Raw genomic sequence first — 23,741 nt, 5'->3', positions numbered from 1 at the left:
GCGTTGGCGGGCGGTGCCGCGTCGAGGCGGCCCGCCACGGCCGTCAGCGTCCGAGCCGTGCGGCACGCTCCGCGGCTGCACGGGTTGGCGACTGACCTGCGGGCTCATCCCCGGTCGCCGGCGTGGCGAGCCAACTGCCGCCAACGCAGGGAATACTGGGCAGCTTGAGATAATCCGGTGCGCTCTGCTCGGTGATGCCGCCCGTCGGGCAGAAGCGGACATCCGGGAACACGGCCGCATACGCCTTGATTGCAGAAGGTCCGCCGATCACGGAGGCCGGAAACAGCTTGATCTGCTGCCAGCCCTGACGCACCAGATGGGCAACCTCGCTGACCGTCTGCGCCCCCGGCAGATAGGGCAGATCCGCGTCGCGGCAGACCGCGCCGACCTCGTCCGCAATGCCCGGCGAAACGATGAACTGGGCACCGGCATCCAGCGCTTCGTGCGCCTGTGCCGCGGTCCACACCGTACCTACGCCGAGGCATAGATCGGGCACGGCCTGGGCGATCGCACGCACGGCCTCGAGTGCGACCTGGGTGCGCTGCGTGATCTCGATCGTCTTCAGCCCCCCGTCGTACATGTCGCGCGCCATGGCGACGGCATCGTCGACCGAGTGGATGGTCACCACCGGGATCACCGGCGACATTTTCATGATGGCGAGTGTATCGGCCATGGTTACCTCTTGATTCTCGACGGATCGCGTTCAGTCATGGAGCACCGGGCCGGCGCCTTCTTCGGCCGGCGCGGCGTTGTGGCGAAACAACGCAAACAGCTCGCGACCGAAACCGTATTCGGTCGGCGGCGGATCGGCGAAGGAGACCGGCTCGCGGGCGTCGAGCTCTGCCTGATCGACCTGCACCGAAAGCTCGCCCGTCTCGCTGTCCACGACCACCATGTCGCCGTCCCGGATCCGGCCGATGGCCCCGCCGAGCTTCGCTTCTGGGGTGACCTGAATCGCGGCCGGCACCTTGCCGGAGGCGCCCGACATGCGCCCATCGGTAACCAGGGCGACCTGATAACCGCGCTGCAGCAGCACCGACAGACTCGGCGTCAGCTTGTGCAGTTCAGGCATGCCGTTGGCACGCGGGCCTTGGTACGGCACCACCACCACCACGTCCTTGTTCAGTTCATTGGCCTTGAACGCGTCGAGCACCGCCTGCTGGGTCGAAAACACCTGTGCCGGCGCCTCGATACGGCGATATTTCTTGTCCACCGCCGAGGTCTTGATGATGGCGCGGCCCAGGTTGCCATTGAGTACGTTGATGCCCCCGGTCGCCGCAAACGGGGTGTCCACCGTGCGCATGACGTCTTCGTCGTGGCTGGTCATCGCGCCCTCGCGCCAGGCGAGCTCGCCATTGTCGAGGAACGGTTCACGCGTGTAGTTGTGCAGGCCGTAGCCCTCAACCGTCATGACGTCGTCATGCAGCAGGCCGGCATCGAGCAGACTGCGGATCATCAACTGAATGCCGCCCGCGGCCCGCATATGGTTGACGTCCGCGACCCCATTCGGGTAAACGCGGGCTAGCAGCGGCACCGCCGATGACAGCTCCGAGAAATCGTCCCAGTTGATCTTGATGCCGGCCGCACGCGCCACCGCCACATAGTGCATGGTGTGGTTGGTCGATCCGCCCGAGGACAGCAATCCGACCAGGCCATTGACCAGGGATTTTTCGTCCACGATGTCGCACATCCGCCGGGCCTGGCCGTCGTCGGGCACGGAGGCCATCTCCACAGCCCGTCGGGCGGCCGCCTCGGTGAGCGCATGGCGTAGCGGCGTGCCGGGGTTGATGAAAGACGTTCCGGCCAGATGCAGGCCCATGAACTCCATCATGAGCTGGTTCGAATTGGCCGTGCCGTAGAAGGTGCAGGTGCCCGGCGAGTGATAGGCCATGGATTCGGCCTTGAGCAGCTCGTCGCGGCCGATCTCGCCCTGGGCGAAACGCTCGCGAACCTTCGCCTTGACCGGATTCGACATCCCCGAAGTCATGGGTCCGGCCGGCGCGAAGATCACCGGCAGATGACCGAAGGCCAGGCTGCCGATCAGCAGCCCGGGCACGATCTTGTCGCAGACACCGAGGCAGATGGCGGCGTCGAACATGTTGTGCGTCAGGGCCACGCCGGTGGCCAACGCGATGACATCGCGCGAGAACAGGCTGAGCTCCATGCCGGGCTGGCCCTGGGTCACGCCGTCGCACATGGCCGGCGTACCGCCGGCGAACTGCGCCACGCCGCCCGCGTCCCAGGCCGCCTTCTTGATGATGTCCGGAAAATCGACGAACGGCTGGTGGGCCGAGAGCATCTCGTTGTAGGCCGAGACGATGCCGACATTGGGCCGGACATCCGAGGCCAGCGCGTCCTTGTCCGGCGCGCCACAGGCGGCAAAGCCGTGGGCCAGATTCGAGCACGACATGGTGCCGCGGTGCGGGCCATGCCGCCCGGCTTCGTTCATGCGTGCGAGATAATCCGCACGGGAGTCACGACTGCGCTCGATGATGCGCTGGGTGACATCGTGGATGACGGGATTGAGTGCCATGACAGCCTCCGCTCACGGACACCCGGCGATACCGCCGGGTGTTTCATTCATTCAGCCCAGTGTGCCTGGGCCACGGGGCGCTCGAGATGCAAGACGCCGCGCACGGGCAGTTCGGCCATCGGGCCGGCCGCCTGGGCGCGTTCGAACACGTGGCGCTTCTCGTCGCCGAAGATCAGAAGATCGATGCTGCGGGCATCGGTCAGGTACGCCAGACTCAGGGACAATCGGGCCGGTGGGCCAACGCTTGGTGCCACGCATGGCGCAGTCGAGTCGAGGCAGCTCTGGATGTCGGGCGCGTGCGGGAACAGCGAGGCCGTGTGCCCGTCGTCCCCCATGCCCAGCAATACCACATCGAGCGGCCGCGGCACGTCGGTCAAGGCGGCCGCGACCGCGTCGAGCGCTTCGCCGGGCGTATCGGTCGGGCGATACAGCCCCACGAACCGCGCCTCGGCCGCCGGCCCGACCAACAGCGTCTGCCGAACCAGCCGTTCGTTGCTCTGTTGGTCGTCCACCGGCATCCAGCGCTCGTCAGACGGAACAATCGTCACCCGCGACCAGGCCAGTTTTTCAGCCGACAGGAATTCGAACAGTTCCCTGGGCGAACTGCCGCCACAGACCACCAGACTCGCCTCGCCGCGCTCGGCAATCGCTTCGCGCAAACGCTCGGCGATCGACGCCGAGAGCTCGCGCGCCGCTTCGGTGCGGCTGGAATACTGTGTCAATTCGGCCATGGGAACGGTCCCTCTCAAGAATCATATATAAGCTTGGCTGGGACGCCATACCGCGCGACGCCGTCGACCATGGGCAACGATCAGCTATCGTGCCACCGCCGGCCATCGCGATCGAGCAAGACGAAGGCATCGGTCGGGCCCCAGCTGCCGGCCATGTATTCCTGGGTCTCGACCTGTTCGAGACGCCAGCTCTCCAGAATCCGGTCGATCCACTGCCATCCCGCCTCGACCTCGTCGCGGCGCATGAACAATGCCGGGTTGCCGCGCAGAACCTCCATCAACAGCCGCTCGTAGGCGTCGGGATACGCCACCTCGAACGCCTGGCTGAAACTCAGATTGAGCGGCAGGCTACGCATGCGGAAACCACCCGGGCCCGGCTCCTTGGTCATGATCGACATCTCCACCCCTTCTTCCGGCTGAAGACGGAGCACGAGCCGGTTCGGCTGCAGGGGCTCATCACCGAAGATCGAGTGCGGCACCGGCTTGAACTCGAACACGATCTGCGACGACTTGCGTGCCATGCGCTTGCCGGTGCGCAGATAGAAGGGCACGCCCTGCCAGCGCCAGTTGTCGATCTCGGCCTTGATCGCCACGAACGTCTCGGCCCTGGCCTCGTCCGCGGGCGCCTGGGCCTTGTTGTTCGCGCTACCGTAGGCCGGCACCGCCTGGCCGTCGATCATGCCGGCGGCGTATTGCCCGCGCGCCGTGACCTTGTGCACATCCTGCGGCGTAATGGGCTTGAGCGAGCGCAGCACCTTGATCTTTTCGTTGCGCACATCGTCGTGATTCATGCTCGCCGGCGGCTCCATCGCCGTCAGGCACAGCAGTTGCAGCATGTGGTTCTGCACCATGTCGCGCAGCGCGCCGGTCTGTTCGTAGAACTCGAAACGCTCATCCACGCCCAGGCTCTCGGCGACGGTGATCTGCACGTTGTCCACCGCCTGCCGGCCCCACACGGGCTCGAACAAGGAGTTGCCGAAACGCAGGGCAATCAGGTTCTGGACCGTTTCCTTCCCCAGATAATGATCGATACGATAGATCTGCGATTCGTCGAACCGCGCGCCCACCGCATTGTTGATATCGCGCGCCGATTCGTAATCGTGGCCCACCGGCTTTTCCAGCACGATCCGGGCTCTTGCATCCACCAGCCCGGCGTCGGCCACGCCATTGGCGATCTTGCCGAACAGGCTGGGCGCGGTGGCCAGATAGAACGTACGGATACGGCCATCGTCGTCGAACCGCTCGGCGAATGCCGTCCAGCCGGCCGCGTCGTCCACGTCGAGCCGCACATGGGCGAGGCGATCCTGGAAACGCGAGAACACATCCTCGTCGATCTCATTATCCGGAAGATGCTCTTCGAGCACCGTGCGAACCCACGCCGCGTAGTCCTCGTCGCTCATCTCCTGGCGGGACACCGCGATGATGCGACTGTCGTCCGAGAACTGCTCATCGTGGTCGCGGTGATAAAGCGCCGGCAGCAGTTTTCGCCGCGCCAGATCACCCGTACCGCCGAATATCACCAGGTCGAACGGATCCACGGGTACGAATTCGGCGGCCATCGTCTCTCTCTTTCTCGCTAACCAATACAACGCGCAAGTATAACCGCTTCGCCGGGCTCTGTGGCGCAGGCAAACCGAGCTGCCGGCTATCCACACCATTAAAAAAGCCCGGCCATCCCGAGGGATGACCGGGCCGTTGGGCCGTTACGCGACTAGAAGCTGTAGTAGAAGCGAATACGGTTGTCGTAGAAGTTCGGCGCGTGGTCGAACTTGGTGATGCCCAGGTTGTCGCCAATCTTCAAGCCGGCGAGCTGCTTGGAGATGCCGCCCAGATCGTAGGTCATGCCGATGCCGATGCCCTGACTCTTCTGGTTCCGGTACTGGGTACCCGTAAACGAGTCGGGGTTGCCATTACGGCCATCACCGATCTGGCCATTGCTCCCGCCGCCGAAGTAGAAGTCATGCGAGTGACCATACTTGGCTTCGTATTGCACATAGCGCGCATACATCGAGAAGTTGTCGGTCGGGGTGAAATCGATGCGCGCACCCGCGGCCCAGCCCGGGCCCTGCTCCTGGATACCGTCATTCATGGTATCGGTGTAGATTACACCCGACAGATCGGTATACGGATGCAGGAGCTGGCCGTGGTTGAACGAGTTATTGTGCTCCGGCGAGAAATTGGCGAAGACCGAGAAGCCGACCATGCCGCTCTGCACGCCCAGCTTCAGACCGTAGATCTGGCTGTTGATACCCTGCGGGATACGGCTCTTGTCCGCATTATAGGCCGCGATCGCCTGGGCACGGACATACGGCGCCCAGGCCATGGTCCCCGAGCCCATCGTCGGCGCCATATAGCCGATTTCGCCGTAGTCGGCCGACTCGGTCTGCTGGAAGTCATAGTGGTAGTACTGCCCGACAACCTGACCGCCGTTGGACATCACGTTGCGATAGGAAGTACCCAGTGACCAGAAGCCGCTGACGTTATCGAAATAGCGATTCTTTTTCACGAAGCTGGAGCTGTTGCCGCGGCCCTCATAGCGCGTGATCTTGGCACCGAAAACCTGCCACTCGGGCTGATCCATGGCCGAGGCGTCCAGACCGAAGAACGGCAGATACTGATTGGTCTCGTAGGTCGCGGTCTGCGCTACGCTGGACTGGTTGATTTGTGGGCCGCTGTTGCCTTCGGTCTTGGCGGAACCGCCGCCAGTGAACGACATCCGCTTCATGGTATCCAGCGGACGCCACACCGCGCTCACGCCCTGGAAGGCGCGCGGCAGGAAGGTGAACTGATCGGCACCGGCCAACGGTGTGTTGATCAGCTGCCGACCGCCACGAAGCTGGAACCCATACGCATTGAACTGCAGATAGCCCTGCGTCAAATTCTCGACCGTGGAACAGGCTAGGTTGCAGTTCAGCTTGGTGCCGGCAGCATTGTTGCCATAGAGCGCATGCTCATAGACGAATTCGGCGCCCGCGGAAAACCCGTACAGACGACCCGTCGTAATACCGATCTGAGCACCGAAGTTGGTGTTCTCGGTATTGTAGTTATCCCCGGTCTTTGCTTGACCCGGGTACGGCTGGTTGGTGTCGTGCCAGCGACGAAAGTCGTAGAAGCCCACGCGTCCGTGCACTTGCGAGCCTTCCACGACCTGCTTCTGAAACATCTCCGGAAAACTCAGCGACGACATGTCGTCGTTCGAGTTACTCGTTTGCGCCTGGGCGGCACCGGCGCACACAAGCGCGGTGGTCCCGAGCAGCAATGTCGTATAACGACTTACGCGGCTGTTGAGCGCGGTGCGCTCTTGTATTTTTAGCTTGCCCACAGTGGTTCTCCTGATTGGCTAGTTTTACTCTATTCGCGGAAGTTCTCCACGCCCCTTCGATAACTGCCGGCACAACGCACTCCCCGCGGGAGGGCGAGCTAACCAGCCAGTTGGTCGCTCATGTGTTCTTAATAAGCCGTCAAACTCGAATCAATCCATTCGCATCTCGAATCGAAGCCAACGGCAAGCCCTGCCTCGCGATAGCGCTGCTTGGTCAATGCGGCTTGCAGACTCAATGTCGTCCCGAACCATCATCCCCTCGGCTGCGTCACGTACCTGGCGCTCTTTACCGGGTCGGTATTGAAATGACGACCTGGCACGGTAGGGCAAAAAGGCCCGTGAATGCCGTCGCAGATTGTTTCATTCCCTGCATCATAACGATCAGTTAGGCCGTTACCCATTCGCGAAAAGTCGAACATTTGGAACCGGGTCCATTTTCGTTTTCGAACCTATGCGTTCGCTTCGCACCACCCGAGGGCGATCACGCAGCGCGAGAACGAACATTCAGCAAGGATTTTGCCGCGGGCTCGTCCAGGATCAGACGGTCGACGACACCGCTGTTGAGCACGGCGTGGATCGCCGGGCCCTTGTCGGCGCCCCCGGTCACCGCCACGATTTCGCGCTCGGCCAGCTCGGCCAGGGACAGGCCGATCGTGCGTTCGTTGATCACCATGGGAATGGGCCGCCCGTTGCAGTCCAGGAAATGCCCGACCAGTTCACCCACGGCACCTGCCTCGATCAGTTCCGCCAGCTGGCGCGCGCCGAGCAAACCGCGCTCTTCCATGAACATGGGCTGATCAAGGGCCATGGCACCGATGCCGACTACGCCGAGATCGATTGCCCGGGCCCGGGCGAGGGCATCGGCGACACTGCGCTGGGCCATCAGCACGTTGCGGTCCTCGATACTGTCGGCGATGAATGGCACCGGCAGGAAAAACCCCTGCCCGCCGGTTTTCTCGGCCAACCGATAGACCACATCGAACGGATTGATCGCCGACTGCTGGGTCAGACTGCCCATGAGCGAGACGATGGCCAGGTGGGGAAGCCCCTCTCGGGGCAGTTGACGCGTCATCTCGGCCAGCGAACGGCCCCATGACACGCCCAGCGACGACACCTCGCCACTCGCGATGCGCCCATGCACGTAACGCGCTGCGGCCGAGCCAAGCGCCCCCACGTTGCCGTGGCGATCATTGGGATCCTCCACGTCGGGCACGACCAGGCACTGGCTCAGGCCGAAATACTCGGCGATACGATCCTCGTAGGAGACCAGGCGCTGGGGCGAGCGATCGATATAGACGTGAACATAGCCGGCTTGATGGGCCTCGCCGATCAGGCGATGGACCTTGGCGCGCGACAACGACAGTCGATCGGCGATTTCAGCCTGGGTATACCCGCCGATGTAAGACAACCAAGCGACATAAATCGCCAGATCGTCGGTTTGCCGGTCAGCCATGAACGATGCCGATGAAATATTTTTCAACAATTGAGAAAAATTATTTTAGCGACGACAACGTTGTCATTGCGACCATGGTTGTAGTCGCGAACAACCGCTCAACAATCAAGTCGAATCATGGCGTTACAGGCCAGCCTCAACGCGGCGCGCGAGCCCGGCCGGAAATTTGCCGACGCCGGCCCGTTGATCGCGCAACGGGCACCGCATCACGGGCAATAAAAAAAGGGATCAGGCGTGGCCTGACCCCTTCGATATGGTGGAGCCGGGCGGAATCGAACCGCCGACCTTCGCATTGCGAACGCGACGCTCTCCCAACTGAGCTACGGCCCCACGAAACCGTCTGTTGCCTGGCAACGAGCGGCGTATGATAGCAGGCTTGTGGCGCTTGCCAACCCCTCGAACGAAACTCCGTCCGCGACCACCGGCTATCGCCTGTTCGGGTGGTGCAATTCGAGTGGACTCAGGCCTGCTTCTTGGCGTCTTCCGGCATCTGCCCTGCGAGGGCGTCGGTCAGGAAATCGTATGCATGCTGGACGCTATTGGCCTGGTAGAACAGCCGCATATCCGCATCGGCAATCAAGCCGAGCTCGCGGAACACATCGAAATCGATCAGGCGCCTCCAGAAATCGTGGCCGTAAAGCACGACCGGGATTCGCGGCTGTTTGCCGGTCTGGATCAGGGTCAGCATCTCGAACAGCTCATCCATGGTGCCGAAGCCACCCGGGAAGATGATCAGTGCCTTGGCAAGATTCATGAACCAGAACTTGCGCATGAAGAAGTAGTGGAAATTGAAGTTCAGGCGCTCGTGCACCCAGGCGTTGGTGCCCTGCTCGTGCGGCAGCTCGATGTTGAGCCCCATCGACAGTTCCGGATTGACATCCGCTGCGCCGCGATTGGCCGCTTCCATGATGCCCGGGCCGCCACCGGTGCAGACATAGTAGTGCTCGCCGCTGGCGTGCTCGTCCATGGTCCAGCGCATCATGCGGCGGGCCAGTTCACGCGCCTCGGCGTAGTAGTCGACGGTATCGGCCACCGGGTCGCGCTCGTGCGGACGCAGCCGCGCCGAGCCCCAGAAGATCAGACCGTTATGCACGTCCAGTTGCATCAGCCGGGTACGCGGCTCGATGTACTCGGACAGGATCCGGAGCGGGCGGGCTTCCTCACCCAGCATGAAATCCGCATCGGTGTAGGCGTTCGACATTCAGACCTCGGGATGATTTAGATCACGCCGGTTCGCGGCAAACGCGCGAGTATATCAGCGCAGGCGTGGTCTGCCGCATGATGGAATGGAATCCATCAAACAATGGTTGAAATGTTCAAGGCAGACCTCATTACAACCTCAAAGCGATGGCCGTACGCAGTGCGGCACACTCACCCGTCTTCACAAAGGAAAGCCGACCATGCGAATGGACAAACTCACGAGCAAGCTCCAACAGGCCCTGGCCGATGCCCAGAGTCTGGCCGTGGGGCGCGACCATAACGAAATACAACCCCAGCATCTGCTGCTGGCGCTGCTCGATGCCGAGGGGGGCACGGTTCGGCCATTGCTCGACGGCGCGGGGCTCAACGTACGCGAGATCCGCAATCAGGTCCTCAAGAGCCTCGACAACCTGCCGACGATCAGCGAGGCCACGGGCGAGGTCAATCCGGGCCAGGCCTTGATGCGCGTGCTCAATCTGTCGGACAAGCTGGCGCAGAAGCGAGGCGACTCGTTTATCTCCAGCGAGCTGGCCATTCTCGCCATGCTCGAGGACAAGTCCGAAACCGGCAAGATTCTCAAGAATGCCGGTGCCACCCGTGACAATCTCACGGCCCAGATCGACAAGATCCGTGGCGGCGAGCAGGTGGACGATCCCAACGCCGAGGAACAACGCGGCGCGCTCGACAAGTACACCACCGATCTCACCGAGCGGGCGGAACAGGGCAAGCTCGATCCGGTGATCGGCCGCGACGAAGAAATCCGGCGCGTGATCCAGGTGCTGTCGCGCCGCACCAAGAACAATCCAACACTGGTCGGCGATCCGGGCGTGGGCAAGACGGCCATCGTGGAAGGCCTGGCCCAGCGCATCGTCAACGGCGAGGTGCCGGAGTCACTGCGTGACAAGCGCGTGCTCGTGCTCGACCTTGCGGCCATGATCGCCGGCGCCAAGTATCGCGGCGAATTCGAGGACCGCCTCAAGGGCGTGCTGGCCGATCTGGCCAAGCAGGAAGGCCGCATCATCCTGTTCATCGACGAGATCCATACACTGGTCGGCGCCGGCAAGGCCGAGGGCGCCATGGACGCCGGCAACATGCTCAAGCCGGCGCTGGCGCGCGGTGAACTGCATTGCATCGGCGCGACCACGCTCAACGAGTATCGCGAGAACATCGAAAAGGATGCAGCCCTGGAACGCCGTTTCCAGAAAGTGCTGGTCGACGAGCCGGATCTGGAAGACACCATCGCCATCCTGCGCGGCCTGAAGGAGCGCTATGAGGTGCATCACGGCGTGGACATCACCGATGGCGCGATCATCGCGGCGGCCAAGCTGTCCCAGCGCTACATCACCGATCGCAAGCTGCCGGACAAGGCGATCGACCTGATCGACGAGGCGGCCTCCAAGATCCGTATCGAGATCGACTCCAAGCCGGAAGAGCTCGACCGGCTCGACCGGCGCCTGATCCAGCTCAAGATCGAGAAGCAGGCCCTGTCCAAGGAATCCGACGAGGGCTCCAAGGCGCGGCTGGAAAAACTCGATGATGAAATCGACGAGCTGGAACGCGAATACTCGGATCTCGAGGAGATCTGGAAGGCCGAGAAAGCCAGCGTGGCGGGTGCCGCCAACAAGCGCGAGGAACTGGACCAGGTCAAGCGTGAACTGGAAGCCGCGCAACGCGCCGGCGACTACGAGCGCATGGCCGAGCTGCAGTACGGCAAGATTCCGCAGCTGCAGCGCGAACTCGAGGAAGCCCAGGCCGCCGAGGAGAAACCGGCGGACCACAAGCTGCTGCGCAACAATGTGACCGACGAGGAAGTCGCCGAAATCGTCTCGCGCTGGACCGGCATCCCGGTGTCGCGCATGCTCGAGGGCGAGCGCGACAAGCTGCTGCGCATGGAGGATTCCCTGCACGAGCGGGTCATTGGCCAGGACGAGGCCGTGGCCGCGGTGTCGGACGCGATCCGGCGCTCCCGATCCGGCCTGTCGGACCCGAACCGACCGATCGGCTCATTCCTGTTCCTTGGCCCGACGGGTGTCGGCAAGACCGAGCTGTGCAAGGCGATCGCGAATTTCCTGTTTGATACCGACAACGCCATGGTGCGCATCGACATGTCGGAATTCATGGAAAAGCACTCCGTGGCGCGGCTCATCGGCGCCCCGCCCGGCTATGTCGGCTACGAGCAAGGCGGTTATCTGACCGAGGCGGTGCGGCGCAAGCCCTATTCGGTAATCCTGCTCGACGAGGTGGAAAAAGCCCATCACGACGTATTCAACATTCTGTTGCAGGTGCTGGACGATGGCCGGCTCACCGACGGCCAGGGCCGGACCGTGGATTTCCGCAACACGGTGATCGTGATGACGTCCAACCTCGGCAGCCAGCTGATTCAGGAACTGGCCGATTCAAGCTACGACACGATGAAGGAATCGGTCATGGAGGTGGTCGCACAGCACTTCCGGCCGGAATTCATCAACCGTATCGACGAATCGGTGGTATTCCATCCGCTGGCTGCACCCGAGATTCGGCAGATCGCGCGCATCCAGATGCGCGAACTGGAGCAGCGCATGGCCGAACGCGAGCTCACGCTGGAAATCAGCGACGCCGCGCTCGACCGGCTCGCCGAAGCCGGCTTCGACCCGGTCTACGGTGCCCGGCCGCTCAAGCGTTCGATTCAGACGCTGGTCGAAAACCCGCTGGCCAAGCGCATGCTGTCCGGGGAATTTGTCGCCGGCGATACGGTTCGAGTCGATCTGGAAGACGAGGACAGCCCCGACCTTGCCTTTGCCAAGGCGGCCTGATACCGCCACCCGGCGGTCCGCCAGCCAGGCCCGCGGCATGCGCCGCGGGCTTTTTTCATGGCGGCACGCAGTCAATGCCCGGGTTGATTATCGCGGTGGCACCCCACAGCGTGAGGTTATGAATTTGAATCGAACACATCAGAATTGAGCATGCATAATGTGACGGCCAATGGCGCGACGATTCCCGCGATCGGCTTCGGCACCTTCGAGCTTGAGCCCAAGGACGCCGAGGCGATGGTTGAACATGCACTCGCGGTGGGTTATCGCCACATCGATACCGCCCAGGCCTACAAGAACGAGGAAGCCGTGGGCCGCGGCATCAAGAATTCCGGCGTCACCCGCAAAGACATCTTCCTGACCACCAAGGTCTGGACCGACCGTTACACCGACGGCGAGCTGCAGAAGTCGGTCGCTGAAAGCCTTGAACGGCTCGATACCGATTATCTCGACCTGCTGCTGCTGCACTGGCCGAACCCGGATGTCTCGCTCAAGGAGACGCTGGCCGCACTCAACGAAGTGCAGGACAAGGGCCTGGTGCGCAACATCGGCATCAGCAACTTCACCCGCGCCCAGATCCATGAGGCAGCCGAGCTCTCGGCCAAGCCACTGGCCACCAATCAGGTCGAGTATCACCCCTACCTTGATCAAAAGCCGGTGCTGGATGCCTTGTCCGAGCACGACATTTCACTCACTGCCTACTGCCCGTTGGCCCGCGGCGAGGTATTCAAGGACCCGACGCTGGAACGCATCGGCAAGCGATACGGCAAGAATGCCGGCCAGGTAGCGCTGCGCTGGCTGATTCAGCAGGACAACGTGATCGCCCTGCCCCGCTCATCCAACCCGGCGCACGTCGCCGCCAACTTCGAGGTCTTCGATTTCGAGCTCACCGAGAAAGAAATGAGCGAGATCAGCAAGCTGCATTCCGAGGACGGCCGAATGATCAATCCGTCGTTCGCGCCGGCCTGGGACAACGCCGCCTAACCCTCGGCAAACCATGCAGGACTTTTAAGCCGCGCTCGACGAGCGCGGCTTTTTCATGGCCGCTCTTGATTATGTACAAAGTTCAGCCAAAGTCCTGACATTGCGATTGCTCGCGAACCTGAAGCGACAGCACCTTGATCTTCCTTCTTATTTGCGCTCATTCGCGTGCATTTGCGGACAAAATGCACTCGCTTAGTCAGCCAACTGAGTGAGGGTGTAGACAAATTAACTGCCGGTGATAAACGCAATATCAGACAGTTACGTAGGTCGGATTAGGTGCTTGCACCGTAATCCGACAGCCGAGCCTCGGAACTCGCCGATTGAGCGTCGGATTACGCGCTGCGCGCTAATCCGACCTACCGTCAAGGCATTGTTTTTAAATTCGGTAGGCGGAATAAGGGTTTGTCTACACCCTCAGTGTCGTACATAATCAAGTGGCCGCTTATCGATATCGTCGGCGGCCGGGACGGATTCACGCGGCGCCGATCCGGGCATGCGCAAGCGCAAGCGCGACCTCGGCCGAGGTCCGGCCGCTGCGTTCGGCCTCGGCAAAGATCTCGTCGAGCGTCGTCTCGATCCCGGCCACGCGGTCCGCGACGCGCTGGCTGTCATAGCCGGCGGGATCGATCTCGTCGGCCACGTTGATCAACCCACCGGCATTGATGACGAAATCCGGCGCGTACACGATGCCGCGCTCCGCCAGCCGCGCCGCATCGGCGTCGGTGGCGAGCTGGTTGTTGGCCGCGCCAGCGATCACGCGGGCCCGAATGGCCGGGATACTCCGTTCGTTGAGCACCGCGCCAATGCCACAGGGCGCGAACACATCCACGTCCGCAGTGATGATCGCGTCGTTTGCGATGATGGCCGCCCCGGCGCCACGCGCGCGTTCGATCGCCGCTTGGTCGACGTCGGAGGCCCACACCTCGGCCCCCTGGGCGATCAGACGCTCGATGACGCCGAAGCCCACATTGCCACAACCTTGCACGGCAACTTTCAGGCTGTGGAAATCATCGGGCATGCCGGCAGCCCGCAGCGCCGAGCGCATGCCGTTGATCACGCCCTGGGCGGTGTGCGGCGACGGATCCCCCGAACCGCCCTCATCCAGGCCGCGGCCCACCGCGAACCGGGTGACATCGTTAAGCCGGGCGATGTCCGACTCGTTCATGCCCATGTCTTCGGTTGCGATATAACGCCCGCCAACGCGCTCGATGCAGTCGGCCAGCGCATGCATACCGGCTTCGCGATCGGCCGGAAACGGGCCCATGACCACGGCCTTGGCGCCGCCACACGACAATCCCGCGCAGGCCGCCTTGTAGGTCATGGCCTCGGACAGACGCAACACATCGGTTAAAGCCTGGGCCTCATCGTGGTAGGTGCGGATACGCACGCCGCCGAGCCCCGGCCCCAGCGCGGTGGAATGGATCGCGATGATGGCGCGCAATCCGGTCGCCGGCTCATGAAAGAAACAGACCTGTTCGTGGCCGGCTGCGACCATCGATGAAAAAACCGTCACCCGTTGTCCTCGACGTTTTGTAAACGGTCGAGTCTGACGCCAGCGCCCGCGGCTGTCGATTGACGGCTTGCAGCGACTGTCGACGATCGCGATACTCACCGTGTTATTCATGCGATGCACGCGATCCGGCTCGAGAGTCAGGGGTCGTCAGGGGGCTCTGTCATGCAACGATTACGCATTCTGCTGTGCGTTGGCGCGCTAAGCTTTGCCGGCATGGCGTTGGCCCAGACGCATGACGGCCAATCGATGGCCGGTAATCCCTCGGCCGCCCAGGCAAGCGGGGATTCCAGCGCCAGTGCCAACACGTCCGGCGCTGGCAGCGCCAACACGGCATCGAGCGCCGCAACCGGCAATCCATCGGCCGCTCAGACATCCAGCGCGGGGCCGGCAAGTTCGCAGGCAGTGGATGTCGAGCTCAACAAGATGACCACGGTCGACAATGCATGCCGGGCCTATCTCGTCACCCAGAACCTGACCAACCGCTCGTTCGATTCGTTCAAACTGGACGTGGTGATGTTCGACAACAACGGCATCGTGGCCAAGCGTCTTGCGGTGCAACTGGGGCCGATGCCGGCCGGCAAGACCAGCCTCAAGGTGTTCGACATCCCGGGGCTCGCCTGTAAGAAGATCGGGCAACTGCTGCTCAACAATGTGCTGCAGTGCACGGTGGATACCGGCAAGGGCCCGCCGCAAAAGCGTGACGACTGCCTCTCCCTGATTTCTGTGTCGCAGCGCGGTCGCGTACCGTTCATCGAGTAGCCGACCCGGGCGCCACGGAGTAGACAAGTGCTGCAAAATCTAGTCGAACTGCTCAACCACCTCAACGACAAACTGCTTGTCGGCGGCCCGGTCGTGATTCTTCTGGCGCTGATATCGATCGTCGCGATCACGATCATCGTGGCCAAGCTGATGCAGTTCCGCACCGCCGGGATCAGCGACTTCCGCTCGGCACGCGAGGCACTCTCGCTCTACCGAACCGGCAATGCGCCCGCGGCGCTGGCCGCGACGCGGCGCTCGCGCAGCCCGGTGGCCCGGGTGGCCCGGCGCACGCTGGAGCTCAAGGCGCGTCAAAGCCTGCCCGAAGCCCGGATACGCGAAGAGATCATGCAATACGGCGCCGATATCCTCGAGGAACTCCGCTCGCATCTGCGCACGCTCGAAGTCATCGCATCGCTCTCGCCGCTGCTCGGCCTGTTCGGCACCGTGCTCGGCATGATCGAGGCATTCCAGGCGCTCCAGGCCGCGGGCAACCAGGTCAACCCGGCGCTGCTCTCCGGCGGCATCTGGCAGGCGCTGCTGACCACCGCCGTCGGTCTGGGGGTGGCCATGCCGGTCATGGTTGCGGTGAACTGGTTCGAACGCCTTATTGATCGCCAGGCCCAGGAGATGGATAGCATCGTCACGCGTATTTTCATACTCGATCCGTCGCAGCCCGATACCGAACCGGATATCGATACCGATGAACCCTTCGTCTATCGCCGCCCCGTCATTTAGCAGCGCCGGCCGACGCCGCCGCGCGCGGCTCATCGGCCTGACGCCGCTGATCGATGTGGTGTTCATCCTGCTGCTATTCTTCATGCTCGCCTATAACTTCACCGACGAGCACCGGATCACGCTGGATACCGCCTCGGGAAGCGCGCATGCCCACGGCATCGAAGGTGCCCTGCTGGTCGAGGTGCGCACGGACGGCGTCCGCTTCGCGGGCCACTATATGCCGATGAAAAAGCTGATCGCCCGGGTGACAGCGGCGCGGCGCAGGCACCCGGGCCGCCGCGTGCTGGTCCGATCGGCCGACGGCGTCACACTGCAGGACACCGTGCATGTGCTGGATGCGCTGTCGCAGGCCGGCGTCCAGCATATTTCACTGATGGACGCCACGGCCCGGGCCGGCGGGCACTCGTCCTGATGCGTTTTCAGCGCGCCCGTCGCTCGACCTCCATGGCCGCACGCCTGGACGATGCGGTATTGCCGCTGACCAATGTGGTTTTCCTGCTGCTGATTTTCTTCATGCTCGCCGGCCAACTGGCCACACCCTCGCCGCTGGGCGTCAAGCCGCCCCACTCGACCAGCCCGACCCCCGTGGACCAACAGGGCATCGAAATCTCGCTGGCAACCGGCGGTCGCGTGGCCCTGAACGATCAGCCGATTCAGGAGGACGCGCTGGAAAAAGCGGTCCGGCAACGGCTGCAACGGCGGCCGAACACGCCGATCCGCCTGCGCGCCGACGCCGGCCTGGCCACGAGTCGAGTCGTGAAGATGATGCACGTCTTGCGGGCGGCCGGCGCCCATCGCCTGCGGCTCGTGACCCAATCAACCCGCGGATAATGCGGATTTCCCGCCGGCAATGGCTGATCGCGATCGGCTGGGCGACGCTGCTTCATACGCTGGTGATCGCACTGCTGATCTGGTCGCCCTCCCCACCGACACCCTCGTCGAAAACCTCGCGCGGCGTGACGGTGTCGCTCGATAAGTTGGACACCACGCCGCCCAGCATCAAGGACATGCCGATCGAGCAACTGCACGACAACAGCCGCGAAGCCGGCCGCACGACCAGCGCATCGGCATCATCTGCGCCGACGGCCGACAGCGTTACCGCACCGAACGCGCCGATCGAAGCCGCCAACCCGGTCACGCCCGCCATCGGCAATGCGCCGAGTGATCAGGGCGAGGCCGTCGCCGCGGCGGAACCGAGCCCGCCCGAAGCGACATCGGAGGCGCCCGAAGTAGCCGCGGCACCGGCTTCACAGGCATCCGATGTCGGCCCGAGCGATGCTACCGGGCCGCCCGCGATCGCGCCCGCGCTATCGGTCACACCACAACAGACGCTTTCGGATACCGCACCGGCGCAGCAAGTCACGGCGCGCGATGCCACCCAGCCGGCCGGGGGCAGCCGCCAAGGTGCCTACGGCAACCGCGAGCAGGCTACCGATGCCTACATCGCCAAGCTACGCGCGTGGCTGGGCCAGCATAAGCATTATCCGGACCAGGCAAGACAGAACCATACGCAGGGCACGGTCAAACTCTTTCTCGCCATCGATGCCGATGGCAAGGTGCTGGAAAGCCGGATTGCCGCCTCCTCCGGATCGCCGGCGCTGGATGCCGCCGCTCGCCGGATGCTGGCGGCCTCGCGTCCATTGCCGCCGATGCCGGCCGCCGCGCAGCGCAATCGGCTGGAACTGATCATCCCGATCGTGTTCAAGCTGCATTAGGGCCCGGCACGACAACGCCGCACGCGGGCTATCGATGAGCGGGACTGACACCCCGAACAAGGGCCGGCGGCATATGAACCATGGCGCGCGGCGTCACCAGGGCACGAGCTCGACACGACGGTTCTTGGCCCGACCTGCCGCGGTGGCGTTGCTCGCGCTCGGCGCCGCATAACTCACGCCCACGGGTTTGAGCCGCGCCGGGTCGATGCCGTGCTGCTTGACCAGGGCCTGGACCACGGCCTTCGCCCGGCGTTCCGACAGGGCCTGGTTATAGGCGAAACTGCCCCGGTTGTCGGTATGGCCGACCACCAACAGTCGAAGTTTGGGCTTGTTCTTGAGCAGCTTGGCGATCTGATCGACCATCGAGCGCGATTCCGGCTTGATACGGTCGCTGTCGGTGCCGAAAAATATACCGTGCAGCGCGACATGGCCGGTTTGCGTGAGCTGGCGCGCCATTTCGGCCGCGTCGACCGAGATCGCCCCCACTTCACGCGGTTGCGAGCGCGCCACATCGAACTGGACCGCCAGCGCAGCGTCGTCCGGCGCGATCTGCAGGGCAACGTATTCATCGCCGTTCGCACTGGGCCGCCGCAGCGCACGATAAACCTGGCCGGCCAGCGGCCCGTCGAAATGCGCGGGGGCGGCGCGATAACCGGGAGAGACCTTCTGAAAATGGGGCCCGCAGGTCGCGCCGTGGCAGGAAAACAACGGCTCGAACCCGGCCTGGGTCAGTCGCTGCACAAGCGTGGCCGCCAGCGCCTTGGCCGAGCTCGCGCCGGGGACGACGAACGTCCGCCGCATGGCCGTACCGTCGACGGTGCGCACGGCGGAAATGTTGCCGGGGATGCCGCCAAGCTGAACGATTCGGCCCACGATCAACGGATAGGTTTTTTTCGAACGGGTCGAGGCCAGCGTCTTGGCACTGGCGGGCATGGACACCGGCAGATCGAGCGCCGGTTGGCTGGCCTCGGCATTGCATGGCAGGCCCGCCACAACAGCGAGGGCCGACAACACAACCGCCAGCCCCACGATGCCGCGCCAACGCCGGCCCCGATATGTTCGCAAACGCTCCATGGCCCATCACTATAAGACCTGGCACCCCGGAAACAAAGCATAGGCCGGCGCGACGGTCTGTGGCCGTTCGCGCGGTCGAAAAGCCGGCCCGAAGGCCGGCTTCCTCCTGCGAGCGTCGATATGTCTAGCTGACGCGCTCGATCACGGTCGCAATGCCCTGACCCATGCCGATGCACATGGTCGCCAGGCCCAGTGTGCCGCCCTTGTCCTCCAGCACATGGGCCAAAGCCCCCGTGATGCGCGCGCCGGAGGTCCCCAGTGGATGGCCGAGCGCAATCGCGCCGCCGCGGACATTGATCACGTCCTGGCGATCGGCGATGCCCAGTTCGTTGAGGACCGCCAGGCTCTGGGCGGCGAATGCTTCGTTGAGCTCGATGTAGTCGATATCGGCGAGGCTTACGCCCGCACGCTTGAGCGCCTTCTGCGTCGCGGGCACCGGGCCGCGGCCCATCACCGACGGGTCGCAACCGGCCACCGCCATGCCGCGGATTCGCGCCATCGGCGTCATGCCGAGCGACTTCGCCTTGGCAGCCGACATGACCAGCACCGCCGCCGCGCCGTCGGAGATCGCCGAGGAGTTGCCGGCGGTGACCGTGCCCCCGCGGGGATTGAACGCCGGGCGCAGTGAAGACAGCGCCTCCAGATTGGCATCCGCCCGCACGACTTCATCGGCGTCGCACATCTTGAGATGGCCGTTCTCGTTCACCCCGCGCACGGGCACGATCTCGTCGGCGAACTCGCCGTCGACGTTGGCCCGATACGCCCGCTGGTGGCTTCGCAGCGCGAATTCGTCCTGCGCCTTGCGCTCGATCTGGTGGATGTTGGCCAGCATCTCGGCGGTCAGGCCCATCATGGCGGCTGGCTTGGCAACATACTTCGACAGCTGCGGCGCGATATCCACGTTGTAGTCCATGGGCACGTGCCCCATGTGCTCGACGCCGCCGCAGAGGTAGACGCCATCGATACCGGCCGCGATGGCGCCGACCGCGGTATGGATCGACTGCATGGATGAGCCGCACAACCGGTTCACGGTCTGGCCGGCGACGGCGTGCGGCAGACCGGCCATCAGCGCGGCGTTGCGGCCGATGTTCAGGCCCTGTTCCTTGGTCTGCTGAACGCAGCCCCAGATGACGTCCTCGATCTCGTTCGGGTCGAGATTGTTGCGCCGGACCAGCGCTTTCATCAGTTCGGCCGAGAGTTCTTCGGCGCGGGTGTCGCGAAACATGCCGCCCTTCGAGCGGCCCATCGCAGTGCGCACCGCGTCGACGATCACGACTTCGTTGCTGCCATTGGCTTGCATGATGATGTTCTCCAGATAGGGATTGGCTGACGTGGCTGCGGCTAGCGCGCTACGACATCCGGTAATAGGTTTCGTTGTTTGCCGCCATTTCGCGCATGCGCTCGGTCGGCTGGTAGAGCTTGCCCAGCCGCGCGTGCCGGTCGGCCTTGTCGCACACCGTGGCCAGACCCTGGGCGTCGGCGTACTTGAGCGCGCCGCCACGGAACGGCGGGAAGCCGAGCCCCATGATCAGGCCCATGTCGACTTCGTTCGGTGTCTCGGCGATGCCTTCTTCCAGCGCTCGGGCGGCCTCGATGATCATCGGGATCATCATGCGGTCGATGATCTCGTCGGCCTCGAAATCCTGGTCGTCGCGCTGGACCGAGGCGATCAGCTCATAGGCTTGCGGATCGCTGGCGCGTTTCGGCTTGCCTTTTTTATCTTTCTCATACTTGTAATAGCCGGAGCCGGTCTTCTGGCCCAGGCGGTTATTCTCGACCATCACGTCCAGCGACGACTTCTCATCGGCCTTCATGCGATCCGGATAACCGGCGGCCAGCACTTCCTCGACATGCTGCGAGGTGTCCATGCCGACCACGTCGGACAGATAGGCCGGGCCCATCGGCCAGCCGAACTTCTCCATCACCTTGTCGATCTTGGCGAAATCCGCGCCGTCGGCGATCAACTGCTGGAAGCCGAAGAAGTAGGGAAACAGAATACGGTTGACCAGAAAGCCCGGGCAGTCATTGACCACGATCGGCGTCTTGCCGAGCTTGTGGGCGAAGTCGACCACCGTGGCCACGGCCTCCTCGGAGGTGGCCTTGCCGCGGATCACCTCCACCAGCGGCATGCGATGCACCGGGTTGAAGAAGTGCATGCCGAGAAAATTCCCGGGCCGCTTCAACGCCGTGGCCAGTTCGTCGATCGAGATGCTCGACGTGTTCGACGCCAGTATCGTCTGCTCCGAAACCCGTTCCTCGGTCTCGGCCAGCACGCTCTTCTTGACCTTCGGGTTCTCGACCACGGCCTCGATCACGGCATCGACGTGGTCGAACTCGGCGTAGGACAGCGTCGGGCGGATTCGCGACATGCCCTCGGCCATCTCGCGATTGTCCAGCTTGCCGCGCTCCACGCCCTTGGCGAAGTGCTTGGCCGCTTCTTCCAGGCCCTGGTCGATGGCGTCTTCCTTGATGTCCTTCATCAGGGTGGCCACACCCTTATAGGCCGACTGGTAGGCAATACCGCCGCCCATGATGCCGGCGCCGAGCACGGCCGCCTGCTTTACCTCGTGGGCGACTTTTGCGTATTTCTTGCCTTTTTTCTTGATCAGTTGATCGTTGAGGAAAAGCTGGATCAGCGCCGCGGCCTCGGGACTCTTGGCCACCTTGACGAAACCTTCGCTTTCCACCTTGAGCGCCTCGTCGCGGCCCATGTGCGCGGCCTGGGCCATGCGCTGGATCGCCTCGATCGGGGCCGGATAATGGCCCTGGGTCTGGCCCATGACATAGCCCTTCGAGGTCTCGAAGACCATCGCGGCTTCGGTCTGGTTAAGCTTCAACGGGCCGGTCTTTTCCGCCCGGCGGGCCTGCCAATCGAATTCGCCTTCGATCGCCTTGGCCAGCAGGTCACGCGCGGCGGCCTCCAGATCGTCGTCGGCGACCACGGCATCGACCATGCCGACCGCCAGTGCCTTGTTCGCATCGCGGTTCTTGCCGTCGGCGATCCATTCGATGGCGTTGTCGGCGCCGATCAATCGCGGCGCACGTACCGTGCCGCCGAAGCCGGGGTAGATGCCGAGCCGTGTCTCCGGGAAACCGAGCTGGGCCGACTGGCCCATCACGCGGTAATCGGTGGACAGACACATTTCCAGGCCACCGCCGAGTGCCATGCCGTTGATCGCGGTCACACTCGGAAAATCCAGATCCTCGATCGTATTGAAGACCGACACCGATTCGGCCATGCCGGCCCTGAGCTCATCCTCGGGCTTCTGGAAACGCGCGCCGAACTCCATGATGTCGGCGCCGACAATGAACGCCGGCTTCGCGGACGTCACCAGCAATCCATTGATATTCGAGGCGCCCGCCAAGGCCTCGCCGGCCTCACCGAGTTCGGCCATCGTGGCTTCGTCGAACTTGTTGACCGACTCGTCCCGGGCGTCGAAACACAGTACGGCGATCCCGCCATCAACTGTGACTGTGAGTTTGGATCCTTCATACAACATGGATTACACGCTCCAATAAACGAATGAAGACCCCGGGCGGCGCCGCCCGGGGTCTGGTTTGTCGTGAAAACCTGGCTCAATACGCTAGCGTATTGTCAACCGCGCCACAACGGCATTCACACTTTTGGTAACGCGTTTTACCGCCGCTGCGATCGCGCGCGCCATGCGAGCGACCGCCGCTTTTTGACACTCATCGGCGAGCATGATTATCTAGCGCTTCATCCGCTGGATTATGGGCGTTTTTTATCATGGCGCGTTCGAAGAAGAATCCAATCACGCAGATCCGCAGCGACATCGATTCGCTGCGACGCAACTACACCGGGGCGCTGACGTCGGCCAACAAGGCGATCTACGACGGTATCGAGCAGCTCGCCGAACACGAGTTGTCCGCGATCAGGACGCACTACGAACAGGCGCTGACCAGCCTGCAGACACTCAAGCACGGCGGCGCGCCGCGCGATCTCGCGATGGCCCAGGTGCAGTTGCTGCAGGACACGATGGATCGCATCCTGTCGAACGCACGTCAGAGCCTGTCGATTCTGGAGAATACGCGGCGCGAAGTCTCGACCCAGATTCGGGAGAACCTGAGCGGCACCGACACCCGGGCCGAGCAGATGAGCGAGGCCGCCCAGCAGGCAGCAGCGCGTGCGGCCGAAAAAGCGCGCGCCGAGGCAAGCCGCCACGCGCAGCCCATACAGGACACAGTGAATCAGACGCTGGACCCGGCCGAAGCCAACGTCCGTTCGGCGGCTGACAACACCGGCGACAGCGCGCCTGACGCAGCGGCACCCGCCGCCGACAGCGCGAGCGCCAGCAGCGCCACGACCGGCCGCAGCACGGCCCGAAAACGCAGCCGTTCGCCCCAGGGCAAGACCCGCAAGAGCGCCGCATCGTCCTCGACCCGCCAATCGACGACTGCGCGCGCCAGCGCCGCCACCAGCGGCACGCAATCCAAGACCAAGGCCGCGTCCGCGACCGGCAGCAAGACGAAGTCGGGGACGACCAAGTCGTCCACGTCGAAATCGTCGTCGTCCAAGACCGCCTCGGGCAAGACGTCCAGCGCCAAGACGTCCACCCGCAAGAGTTCGCCCAAGAAGACGAGCGCCAAGCGCGCCAGCACGGGCACGTCCGGCAGCGGTGCCAAGAAGACCACGAAGCGCGCCGGCAGCAGCGCCAAGACCACGGGCACGAAAAAAAGCACGTCGAGCACCCAATCGGAGGCGACGCGCGCTAAGTCCGCGAGCCGCAAGACCTCGGCCACGAAGCGTTCTACACCCGCGTCCAAGAAGGCCCCGTCGCCGAGTACCAACGGTTCGTCGAATGACGCGACCGGCTCCAGCAGCGGCAGCGGATCGGAATCGTCCAGCACCTGATCCGCCGGCTCGAGTGCTGATGGGGCCGCTCACCAGGAGCGGCCTTTTTATTGGATGCTC

The 23,741-nt window shown here is 63.5% G+C and carries 19 protein-coding genes and 1 tRNA gene; 8 read left to right on the top strand and 12 right to left on the bottom strand.

The features are described from left to right. Positions 1-43: 43 nt before the first annotated feature. The 8 genes from SALB1_RS12090 to SALB1_RS12055 form a co-directional block, all read right to left on the bottom strand. On the bottom strand, positions 44-673 hold the full coding sequence (locus SALB1_RS12090; RefSeq protein WP_109994100.1) for a bifunctional 4-hydroxy-2-oxoglutarate aldolase/2-dehydro-3-deoxy-phosphogluconate aldolase: 630 nt from the start codon (positions 671-673) through the stop codon (positions 44-46). A gap of 30 nt (positions 674-703) precedes the next feature. Next, the gene (gene edd, locus SALB1_RS12085; protein ID WP_109994099.1) at positions 704-2,533 is read right to left on the bottom strand and encodes a phosphogluconate dehydratase; all 1,830 of its coding nucleotides are present in this window, start codon (positions 2,531-2,533) and stop codon (positions 704-706) included. 47 nt (positions 2,534-2,580) lie between these two features. Beyond that, the gene (pgl, locus tag SALB1_RS12080) at positions 2,581-3,264 is read right to left on the bottom strand and encodes a 6-phosphogluconolactonase (protein WP_109994098.1); all 684 of its coding nucleotides are present in this window, start codon (positions 3,262-3,264) and stop codon (positions 2,581-2,583) included. An 80-nt stretch (positions 3,265-3,344) separates the two neighbouring features. Further along, positions 3,345-4,823: a glucose-6-phosphate dehydrogenase gene (gene zwf, locus SALB1_RS12075; protein WP_109994097.1), complete on the bottom strand. Its 1,479-nt coding sequence runs from the start codon at positions 4,821-4,823 to the stop codon at positions 3,345-3,347. A gap of 152 nt (positions 4,824-4,975) precedes the next feature. Beyond that, on the bottom strand, positions 4,976-6,586 hold the full coding sequence (locus SALB1_RS12070; protein WP_145961314.1) for a hypothetical protein: 1,611 nt from the start codon (positions 6,584-6,586) through the stop codon (positions 4,976-4,978). Positions 6,587-7,067: 481 nt separating this feature from the next. Beyond that, positions 7,068-8,039 (bottom strand): sugar-binding transcriptional regulator, encoded by a 972-nt coding sequence (locus tag SALB1_RS12065; protein WP_109994095.1) that lies wholly within the window; start codon positions 8,037-8,039, stop codon positions 7,068-7,070. A gap of 254 nt (positions 8,040-8,293) precedes the next feature. Further along, positions 8,294-8,369: transfer RNA gene (locus SALB1_RS12060), tRNA-Ala, on the bottom strand. 130 nt (positions 8,370-8,499) lie between these two features. Further along, the gene (locus tag SALB1_RS12055) at positions 8,500-9,240 is read right to left on the bottom strand and encodes an LOG family protein (RefSeq protein ID WP_109994094.1); all 741 of its coding nucleotides are present in this window, start codon (positions 9,238-9,240) and stop codon (positions 8,500-8,502) included. A 205-nt stretch (positions 9,241-9,445) separates the two neighbouring features. Here SALB1_RS12055 and clpB point away from each other — a divergent pair, with 205 nt between their 5' ends. Continuing rightward, positions 9,446-12,031, top strand: a complete 2,586-nt coding sequence (gene clpB, locus SALB1_RS12050; protein WP_109994093.1) for an ATP-dependent chaperone ClpB — start codon at positions 9,446-9,448, stop codon at positions 12,029-12,031. 150 nt (positions 12,032-12,181) lie between these two features. Then, positions 12,182-13,012, top strand: a complete 831-nt coding sequence (locus SALB1_RS12045; protein ID WP_109994092.1) for an aldo/keto reductase — start codon at positions 12,182-12,184, stop codon at positions 13,010-13,012. A 472-nt stretch (positions 13,013-13,484) separates the two neighbouring features. On the opposite strand, the gene SALB1_RS12040 is transcribed toward SALB1_RS12045, so the two are convergent. Next, a complete protein-coding gene (locus SALB1_RS12040) occupies positions 13,485-14,525 on the bottom strand; it encodes a Glu/Leu/Phe/Val dehydrogenase dimerization domain-containing protein (RefSeq protein ID WP_199678782.1) in 1,041 nt (346 codons plus the stop codon). Between the two features lie 162 nt (positions 14,526-14,687). Here SALB1_RS12040 and SALB1_RS12035 point away from each other — a divergent pair, with 162 nt between their 5' ends. From SALB1_RS12035 to SALB1_RS12015, 5 genes are read left to right on the top strand one after another with little or no spacing between them, the layout of a single operon-like run. Next, positions 14,688-15,284 (top strand): Tat pathway signal sequence domain protein, encoded by a 597-nt coding sequence (locus SALB1_RS12035; protein WP_145961313.1) that lies wholly within the window; start codon positions 14,688-14,690, stop codon positions 15,282-15,284. Positions 15,285-15,311: 27 nt separating this feature from the next. Next, on the top strand, positions 15,312-16,019 hold the full coding sequence (locus tag SALB1_RS12030; RefSeq protein WP_255414386.1) for a MotA/TolQ/ExbB proton channel family protein: 708 nt from the start codon (positions 15,312-15,314) through the stop codon (positions 16,017-16,019). Further along, positions 15,985-16,431, top strand: a complete 447-nt coding sequence (locus SALB1_RS12025) for a biopolymer transporter ExbD (RefSeq protein ID WP_109994089.1) — start codon at positions 15,985-15,987, stop codon at positions 16,429-16,431. The genes SALB1_RS12030 and SALB1_RS12025 overlap by 35 nt, the downstream gene beginning before the upstream one ends. Continuing rightward, complete coding sequence (locus SALB1_RS12020) at positions 16,431-16,850, top strand: biopolymer transporter ExbD (protein ID WP_109994088.1); 420 nt, start codon at positions 16,431-16,433, stop codon at positions 16,848-16,850. The genes SALB1_RS12025 and SALB1_RS12020 overlap by 1 nt, the downstream gene beginning before the upstream one ends. Beyond that, on the top strand, positions 16,850-17,734 hold the full coding sequence (locus SALB1_RS12015) for an energy transducer TonB (RefSeq protein WP_109994087.1): 885 nt from the start codon (positions 16,850-16,852) through the stop codon (positions 17,732-17,734). Before SALB1_RS12020 ends, SALB1_RS12015 begins: the two co-directional genes overlap by 1 nt. Before the next feature lie 93 nt (positions 17,735-17,827). Here SALB1_RS12015 and SALB1_RS12010 read toward each other — a convergent pair whose 3' ends face one another. The 3 genes from SALB1_RS12010 to fadB all read right to left on the bottom strand — a co-directional run bounded on the left by SALB1_RS12010 (position 17,828) and on the right by fadB (position 22,308). After that, positions 17,828-18,808, bottom strand: coding sequence for an OmpA family protein (locus SALB1_RS12010; protein WP_109994086.1), 981 nt, complete (start codon positions 18,806-18,808; stop codon positions 17,828-17,830). Between the two features lie 124 nt (positions 18,809-18,932). After that, the gene (gene fadA / locus SALB1_RS12005; protein ID WP_109994085.1) at positions 18,933-20,108 is read right to left on the bottom strand and encodes an acetyl-CoA C-acyltransferase FadA; all 1,176 of its coding nucleotides are present in this window, start codon (positions 20,106-20,108) and stop codon (positions 18,933-18,935) included. Positions 20,109-20,157: 49 nt separating this feature from the next. Beyond that, positions 20,158-22,308, bottom strand: a complete 2,151-nt coding sequence (fadB, locus tag SALB1_RS12000) for a fatty acid oxidation complex subunit alpha FadB (RefSeq protein ID WP_109994084.1) — start codon at positions 22,306-22,308, stop codon at positions 20,158-20,160. 248 nt (positions 22,309-22,556) lie between these two features. Here fadB and SALB1_RS11995 point away from each other — a divergent pair, with 248 nt between their 5' ends. Then, positions 22,557-23,681, top strand: coding sequence for a phasin family protein (locus SALB1_RS11995; RefSeq protein WP_109994083.1), 1,125 nt, complete (start codon positions 22,557-22,559; stop codon positions 23,679-23,681). Positions 23,682-23,741: the final 60 nt, after the last annotated feature.

This window comes from Salinisphaera sp. LB1 (assembly GCF_003177035.1).
Classification (GTDB): domain Bacteria; phylum Pseudomonadota; class Gammaproteobacteria; order Nevskiales; family Salinisphaeraceae; genus Salinisphaera.
This window is presented reverse-complemented; position numbering and strand designations above follow the sequence as displayed.

What these genes read in the sequence shown, in the direction of transcription:
- SALB1_RS12015 (WP_109994087.1), top strand. Translation starts at nt 16,850, where the DNA reads ATGCGGATTTCCCGCCGGCAATGGCTGATCGCGATCGGCTGGGCGACG.
- SALB1_RS12010 (WP_109994086.1), bottom strand. Translation starts at nt 18,808, where the DNA reads ATGGAGCGTTTGCGAACATATCGGGGCCGGCGTTGGCGCGGCATCGTG.
- edd (WP_109994099.1), bottom strand. Translation starts at nt 2,533, where the DNA reads ATGGCACTCAATCCCGTCATCCACGATGTCACCCAGCGCATCATCGAG.
- fadB (WP_109994084.1), bottom strand. Translation starts at nt 22,308, where the DNA reads ATGTTGTATGAAGGATCCAAACTCACAGTCACAGTTGATGGCGGGATC.
- SALB1_RS12090 (WP_109994100.1), bottom strand. Translation starts at nt 673, where the DNA reads ATGGCCGATACACTCGCCATCATGAAAATGTCGCCGGTGATCCCGGTG.
- SALB1_RS12065 (WP_109994095.1), bottom strand. Translation starts at nt 8,039, where the DNA reads ATGGCTGACCGGCAAACCGACGATCTGGCGATTTATGTCGCTTGGTTG.
- zwf (WP_109994097.1), bottom strand. Translation starts at nt 4,823, where the DNA reads ATGGCCGCCGAATTCGTACCCGTGGATCCGTTCGACCTGGTGATATTC.
- SALB1_RS11995 (WP_109994083.1), top strand. Translation starts at nt 22,557, where the DNA reads ATGGCGCGTTCGAAGAAGAATCCAATCACGCAGATCCGCAGCGACATC.
- SALB1_RS12055 (WP_109994094.1), bottom strand. Translation starts at nt 9,240, where the DNA reads ATGTCGAACGCCTACACCGATGCGGATTTCATGCTGGGTGAGGAAGCC.
- SALB1_RS12025 (WP_109994089.1), top strand. Translation starts at nt 15,985, where the DNA reads ATGAACCCTTCGTCTATCGCCGCCCCGTCATTTAGCAGCGCCGGCCGA.
- fadA (WP_109994085.1), bottom strand. Translation starts at nt 20,108, where the DNA reads ATGCAAGCCAATGGCAGCAACGAAGTCGTGATCGTCGACGCGGTGCGC.
- SALB1_RS12020 (WP_109994088.1), top strand. Translation starts at nt 16,431, where the DNA reads ATGCGTTTTCAGCGCGCCCGTCGCTCGACCTCCATGGCCGCACGCCTG.
- SALB1_RS12035 (WP_145961313.1), top strand. Translation starts at nt 14,688, where the DNA reads ATGCAACGATTACGCATTCTGCTGTGCGTTGGCGCGCTAAGCTTTGCC.
- pgl (WP_109994098.1), bottom strand. Translation starts at nt 3,264, where the DNA reads ATGGCCGAATTGACACAGTATTCCAGCCGCACCGAAGCGGCGCGCGAG.
- clpB (WP_109994093.1), top strand. Translation starts at nt 9,446, where the DNA reads ATGGACAAACTCACGAGCAAGCTCCAACAGGCCCTGGCCGATGCCCAG.
- SALB1_RS12045 (WP_109994092.1), top strand. Translation starts at nt 12,182, where the DNA reads ATGCATAATGTGACGGCCAATGGCGCGACGATTCCCGCGATCGGCTTC.